The organism is Moorena sp. SIO2C4 (assembly GCF_010672485.1).
In the GTDB taxonomy this organism is placed as follows: Bacteria; Cyanobacteriota; Cyanobacteriia; order Cyanobacteriales; family Coleofasciculaceae; genus Moorena; species Moorena producens.
The window spans coordinates 1-6,422 of sequence record NZ_JAAHGN010000393.1; the positions used below are offsets into that span (position 1 = coordinate 1).

Genomic DNA, 6,422 nt, shown 5'->3' on the forward strand with positions numbered 1-6,422 from the left:
TCTATAAGCAGAGCCAGCACACTCACCCATACGATGCATGATACTTTACCCATGACCACCTAAAAATAACGCTTTATCCGAGCATACCCTTGAAGTTATCGATCTGTGGCACCAACTTCTTTGAAGATAGGATTTTTTTGGCAAATTTCCAAAACTGGAGACTCTAAGCAAAAGGCTGTGGGCAGGTCAGCCGTCAGCCTTTTGCCAAAGGCTCACCCTTGGCCAAAGGCTACGCTGCGCGAATGCGAACAGCCGTCAGTGGTCAGCTTATTTTATCCAAAAGCACCTCAACTAGAGTCCAGTTACTTTGCCAGCTGTATAGGATTCTAGATAATTTTATATTATATTTATAATAATGTATGTAGTGAAAATTAATCTTAATCTTGTGTCGGTGTCATTAACTTTTGCAAAGCTTCCAAGCCTTTTTTAACGCGGCGGGATACCGTTACTACACTGATGTCTAAGCGCTGTGCTACCTCTTTTTGGGTCAAGTCATGTAAAAAAACAAATTCCAGCACTTCACGAGTGCGCTTTTCCAAATGAGCTAGGGCTTGTTGAATGCGGATTTGGTCTTCCTGTGCCAGCTGAAAACTGCGATAGCGAGGATCTGGCACTAACTCACCCAAGCTGGTGTTTCTGTCCTCTGAATCTCCCACTGGTGTATCTAAGCTCAGAGGTTCCCGATTTTGATGAGCTAGGGTAATTTCTTGCCATTCTTCTAGGGAAATGTTTAATGCTGCTGCTATTTCTTCTTCTGTCGGTTGCCGGTTTAACGTTGCTCGTAAATTTTGAGTAATTTCCACAGATTTTTGCCGTAGGGCTAGCCAGCGTCGAGGAATGCGAATTGAATAACCCCGATCTCGTAAATAGTGCTGAATTTCACCACGAATGTAGGGGATAGCGAAGGAACTAAATGCTATGCCCTTGGTGGAATCAAATCGTTCTATGGCAACAATTAAGCCAATACAGCCAACCTGAAGTAAGTCTTCGTAGCTTTCATTACACTGCTTGACCCAATGATGAGCTTCTCTCCTCACTAGTCCTAAATTGAGAGCAACTAGCTGATTGCGAAGTTCAGGGTCAGGATATTGCTGGTACTTTTGTAATAATGTTAAGCTTTGATACTTAAGTTTATGGTTAAGGTTAGTCGCCATAACAAAGTTGAAGGTGGTAGATTACAAGTAGATCACAATTAGATCACAATCGGCTATGAGACCGCTAACTCGTGCCAATTATCCTGGATGGCTGCAACAAATTTTTACTCCCTTTTGCTAATGGGTCAGGTTGAATTGGTAATGGTTGTCGGATTCCCGATTGACGATTTCCCGGATCCAATCCCCGGAAGATCTTATGTTGCATTCCTTTTCGATCAAGGGGTTCAGTTTTATTGGCGTGGGTTTATGCTAAAGTTTTGTTTGATAACATAGGTGATTTAGTTAATTTAGTTTATTAATCTCCAAAAGCACCGCCCTGGTCATAGTGTTATTGCTTTAATTGTAGATTTACCATTAAGTTTATTAAAACAGTAATTTCACCCGAATCCCGAATTAGAAACGATGAAAGTTTATTAATAATACATACAGGATAACGAAAACGCCACATTCCGATCAAAAAAGGGGCATACGCCCCTTAGCAATTAACGTTTTTGCCAATTTCCCATGCTGGGAGTCAGTGGCTTCCAAGACTCAAACCAAGGTCAGCTATGCTTGTTTTGGTTGAATGCGACCGTAAAATATTCCCTGAACTTTCACTTCTTCTGGCTCATCAGCACCTAAGTCAGTATCTGAGGGTTGTTCACTTATGAATGTACCAGCAATTTCGCCACTCTCGCTATCTACTTGAGCTATGCGCAGCTCAATGGTGCCTTCTCCCACATCTGCGCTCTTAACATTGGCAAACTCTTGGCTATCCGCTTGAGATGGCAGAGCAACCGAATTATCATAACCACTAGCCAGACCTCGACCTTTGGGATCTAGGAAAACAGCACCCCGATAAGAGGGGACGTAGAAATCACCAACAAAGTCGGTGGAAGCATTGATGCTCTCCAAACCAGGCTCAGTTGTGGCAACCAATTTTTTAATGGTAAACAGGAATGGGACTTGCTCACCTCCAGGCAACTGAATAGTGATGGGTTGGAAATCTATACCATCCTTTTCCAAAAACTTCAGACTACCATCTTCTTGAAAAACTAAGTCTCCTCGCACTTGAACCAGGCTAGAGGTATAACGGGTCAATAATTTGCCGGGAAGATATTCTGCCTCTTTGCGCTTAGTTCCTTCTTCCTTGACAAAGAAGTTGGTTGGCTGTACGCATATATCGACAATCTCATAGGACTGGTCAGGGTCTACAGGAATAGCACCCCGAGTCATTTCTGACAGCTGTGGACAGTTATTGGCTAAACCAGTGTTTTTAATCTGGTCATAGGTAAGTCCTTCGATACTTTCCAAGCTGGCTACATCTGGAGAACAGGAAGCTGTAAAGACCCCCAGACATAACGCGAGGAAGGCACAAATCAAAGCACGATACTTCATAGTCAATCTCAATCGTCAATAATCAGATCTAAAAATGTATGTTAGGTTGGTTCTGGAATTGGGTTGCTGGTGCCATAGGAGTTAAACAGCTGCTGCCCTCTAGGCATTGACCAGTATGATCCACAATTCACACCACACCCATGTTATAAGTCGGGCTACACACAAACTATCGGGAAGCTTGTTATTTGGTTGAACTACTGCCATTTGGGCATAGGGCATGCAAAAATGGCACCGATTCCGTGAGCCTCAGCTGTTCTTTAGAGCATTGTACACGGGAAGAGCCGCCTTTACTGCGACAGTTATTTGATGGAATGGATCGGGATAAAGATTTGGATTCAGAGCAATTACAGGCTAAATTACTAGAGATTAGCGCTGATCTTCGTTCTTTGGCAAAGAATTACCAAGATGATAACTTAGCGCTGTTGGCTATACTCAGGGGTTTAGAGGAAGTCCATGGCGAGATTCGAGACGGGTTATTTCAAGCCTCATTGCCGGATACTCGCCAGAAACTATATGATTTTCTAAAGGATATTGAAGAAAAGGGTGGTTGGCCCTATATTGAACGCATGAATCTAATCTCTGTACTTAATAAGCTGCCTGAGTCAGCCCGATCTAAGCAGGGTATCACTGACGACCACTAGGAAACTGTTGCCCAAGTCCTGGGATGATTGATAGAGATTTAGAACAGACCGAAGAGTCCGGAAGAGCGTGAAAACCAGACTATATCCCGCTTAAATTTAGGAAAAACCTTGCTTGCTGAGCAAGTCATCGGTGCTAGGCAATAGCCCAACGTCAATGGTGGGAGCCAATACACCCACTGGACAAAATCCCGACAGAGTGACTTAAGTTAAGTAACTACTATCAGTACTACTAGATGACGACAAAATAGCGAGACAAGCCAGATCAAGCTTTGGCGGGTCAGCAAGACACTAACTCTTTCCAATGCTAGGATTTTGCCGTCAGAGTATTAAAATTTAAGTAAGTATATACTACTATTATGGCGATTGCCGGAGATTCAATTAAATTTGGGACAGACGGCTGGCGAGGTATCATTGCCGCCGATTTTACCTTCGAGCGCTTGGCAATAGTTGCCCCTGTTGCTGCTCAAGTTCTGGCAGATGCTTATGGGGAAACCACGGGTAGCCAAACGATTATAGTGGGTCATGACCGACGCTTCATGGCAGAAGACTTTGCCAAAAAAACTGCAGAGGTGGTTCAATCTGCTGGTTTTGATGTCTTACTCTCTAACAGTTATGCTCCTACACCAGCCTTCAGTTGGGCAGCCAAGTCCCAAAATGCTTTGGGAGCTTTGGTAATTACTGCTAGTCATAATCCTGGCAATTACCTAGGCTTAAAAGTCAAAGGAGCGTTTGGTGGATCAGTTCCTCTAGAAATAACTAAACAGATTGAAGCCAAACTTTCTCAAGCACCAGCTACACCTAAGAAAGAGGGTAGTATCAAGACCTTTGACCCATGGTCAAGTTACTGTGATGCCTTAAGACAAAAGGTTGATATTGCCCTGATTCAACAGCTGATTAGTCAGGGTAAACTGACTGTCTTTGCCCATGTGATGAATGGTGCAGCAGCAGGAGGCTTGAACAAGATTCTTGGGGTACCTATTATCGAAATTAAGGCCGAACGGGATCCCTTATTTGGTGGCAAATCCCCAGAACCTTTACCCGGTTATCTGTCTGAGCTATTTGAAGCGCTCCAGAGTCACCACCGCGAACCGGGTGTTGAATTAGCGGTTGGGTTGGCATTTGATGGGGATAGCGATCGCATTGCAGCGGCTGATGCTCAGGGCAATTTCCTTAGCCCCCAAATCCTGATTCCCATCCTGATTGAACATCTAGCATCACGACGTAACTTTAGTGGTGAAGTGGTCAAAACCCTTAGTGGTTCTGACCTAATTCCTAGAGTGGCAGCACTGTATAATTTGCCAGTTTATGAGACTGCTATCGGTTACAAGTATATTGCTGACCGGATGTTATCCACTCCTGCTTTGCTAGGGGGTGAGGAATCCGGAGGCATTGGCTATGGCAACCATATTCCTGAGCGAGATGCTTTATTATCAGCACTGTACATATTAGAAGCGATCGCTAAATCTGGAAAAGACTTAAGTGAACTCTACAAGAGTCTCCAAGAGCAAACTGGCTATGCTTCTGCCTATGACCGGATCGATTTACATCTATCGGGGATGGAAGTGCGATCGCGTATACAAGAACAATTACAAACTCAGCCTCTCCAAGAAATTAATGGTCAGGCAGTGGTGGATTGCCAAACCACCGATGGGTACAAATTCCGTTTAGCTAACGACAGCTGGTTGCTGATTCGTTTTAGTGGCACTGAACCCTTATTGCGACTCTACTGTGAAGCAGCTACCCTTGAACAGGTAACTCAAACCTTGAACTGGGCTAAAGATTGGGCCAGTCAGTTTTAGAGTTGAAATGTTGGATTAGTGTTGGATTTTGGGTTAGCTGGTTTTGGGTGCGATATTGAAAATCTGGGCAATGGTTAAGTAAGATCACAATCGGGCATTAAACGCTGCTTGAACTGTATCGAATTGACTCTGATTGCCAGTTAACCTTTGATCAAACAATCTGACCTTGTTGCTTTGAGTAATCCAAAATCCCAACATCAAACCCCAAATTTGCTGCCAAAATTGCTGGTTGTAGCTACAGGCAATCCTGGTAAGCTGCGGGAGATGCAGACATACCTAGATTCTTTGGACTGGGAATTGCAGTTAAAGCCACCAGAGCTAGAGATTGAAGAAACTGGGGATACATTTGCTGCCAATGCTTGTCTGAAGGCATCAGTAGTAGCCCAGACAACTGGAAAATGGGCAATTGCTGATGATTCTGGTTTGCAAGTTGATGCCCTAGATGGTGCTCCAGGGATTTATTCTGGACGCTATTGCAAAACCGACCAAGAGCGAATTGAGCGGCTACTGGGGGAGCTAGGTTTGGAAGTGAATCGGCAAGCCCAGTTTGTTTGTGTAGTGGCGATTGCTCGTCCAGATGGTGCGATCGCTTTTCAAGCTGAAGGGATTTGTCGGGGGGAAATTTTGCCAGCTCCTCGGGGAACTGGTGGCTTTGGCTACGACCCAATTTTTTTTGTTCCAGAGCAGGGGTTGACCTTTGCTGAGATGGAGCCTGAGATCAAGCGATCCTGCTCTCATCGTGGCAAGGCTTTTGAATTACTACTGCCTCAGTTGAAACATTTAGGTTAACTAGCGTGGGATACTCTTAAACCGTCAATTCCCTATAAAAATCAACTGAGGCACGCTAACTCGGTAAACTGTGCCTCGCAATTAAACCCCTAAAAATAGGGATAAATCAGTATTTAACAGCATGAAATGGACATGGATATTTTTATAGCGCTAGTGTATAATCAAGGTATAGGACTTAGCTGTTGATAATGCCAAAGAAAGTAGGAGCAACAAAAAAGATATCAACTCAAGTTGTCCCAGTAGTGGGGATGACTGGATCGGTTGAAATTGAGTTGCTGTCTACTATGAAAAAGCTGGGGGTAGTTAGGTCTGAGTCTTACAACAAGCTAGGTAGCATTAGCTATTGGGGACTTGACTGGAAGAAAGCTTACCCAGAAGTTAGAAGTTTTAGACCTCCCGAATCATTGGGACTACCCTCTAAATTGATGGAATGGACGGTTAGCGATGTAGCCAAGGCCATTACAGCGAGCCAGGCGGCCTGTATAGAGGTAGTAATAAAGAAGGTCTATCGTAAATTTCCTGGAGATAAGAATAAAAAAACCAGAAAAGAGCTTTGTCAACAACTAAAAACCTTGACTTTCCTAGAAAGTTCATTGCTGCACAGACTCATAAGAAAAGAGTTCCAAAAAGGACATTCTTGGGTTAGGAACCAGATAGTTTAA

At 43.9% G+C, this 6,422-nt stretch carries 8 protein-coding genes; 5 read left to right on the forward strand and 3 right to left on the reverse strand.

Annotated elements, in window-relative coordinates; all coding sequences use genetic code 11:
• Positions 1-105 precede the first annotated feature (105 nt).
• Complete coding sequence (locus tag F6K20_RS19865) at positions 106-330, forward strand: hypothetical protein (protein ID WP_131826839.1); 225 nt, start codon at positions 106-108, stop codon at positions 328-330.
• A gap of 47 nt (positions 331-377) precedes the next feature.
• Here F6K20_RS19865 and F6K20_RS19870 read toward each other — a convergent pair whose 3' ends face one another.
• The 3 genes from F6K20_RS19870 to F6K20_RS19880 form a co-directional block, all read right to left on the reverse strand.
• Positions 378-1,154, reverse strand: coding sequence for an RNA polymerase sigma factor SigF (locus F6K20_RS19870; RefSeq protein WP_008186130.1), 777 nt, complete (start codon positions 1,152-1,154; stop codon positions 378-380).
• 64 nt (positions 1,155-1,218) lie between these two features.
• On the reverse strand, positions 1,219-1,359 hold the full coding sequence (locus F6K20_RS19875; protein ID WP_154659842.1) for a hypothetical protein: 141 nt from the start codon (positions 1,357-1,359) through the stop codon (positions 1,219-1,221).
• Between the two features lie 341 nt (positions 1,360-1,700).
• A complete protein-coding gene (locus F6K20_RS19880) occupies positions 1,701-2,531 on the reverse strand; it encodes a photosystem II manganese-stabilizing polypeptide (protein ID WP_008186133.1) in 831 nt (276 codons plus the stop codon).
• Positions 2,532-2,716: 185 nt separating this feature from the next.
• Here F6K20_RS19880 and F6K20_RS19885 point away from each other — a divergent pair, with 185 nt between their 5' ends.
• The 4 genes from F6K20_RS19885 (at position 2,717) to F6K20_RS19900 (ending at position 6,422) form a co-directional block, all read left to right on the forward strand.
• Positions 2,717-3,172: a hypothetical protein gene (locus F6K20_RS19885; protein ID WP_229414579.1), complete on the forward strand. Its 456-nt coding sequence runs from the start codon at positions 2,717-2,719 to the stop codon at positions 3,170-3,172.
• A 356-nt stretch (positions 3,173-3,528) separates the two neighbouring features.
• Positions 3,529-4,971, forward strand: a complete 1,443-nt coding sequence (locus tag F6K20_RS19890) for a phosphoglucomutase/phosphomannomutase family protein (RefSeq protein WP_008186138.1) — start codon at positions 3,529-3,531, stop codon at positions 4,969-4,971.
• 213 nt (positions 4,972-5,184) lie between these two features.
• On the forward strand, positions 5,185-5,760 hold the full coding sequence (gene rdgB / locus F6K20_RS19895; RefSeq protein ID WP_353837853.1) for an RdgB/HAM1 family non-canonical purine NTP pyrophosphatase: 576 nt from the start codon (positions 5,185-5,187) through the stop codon (positions 5,758-5,760).
• Between the two features lie 188 nt (positions 5,761-5,948).
• A complete protein-coding gene (locus tag F6K20_RS19900) occupies positions 5,949-6,422 on the forward strand; it encodes a hypothetical protein (RefSeq protein WP_353736792.1) in 474 nt (157 codons plus the stop codon).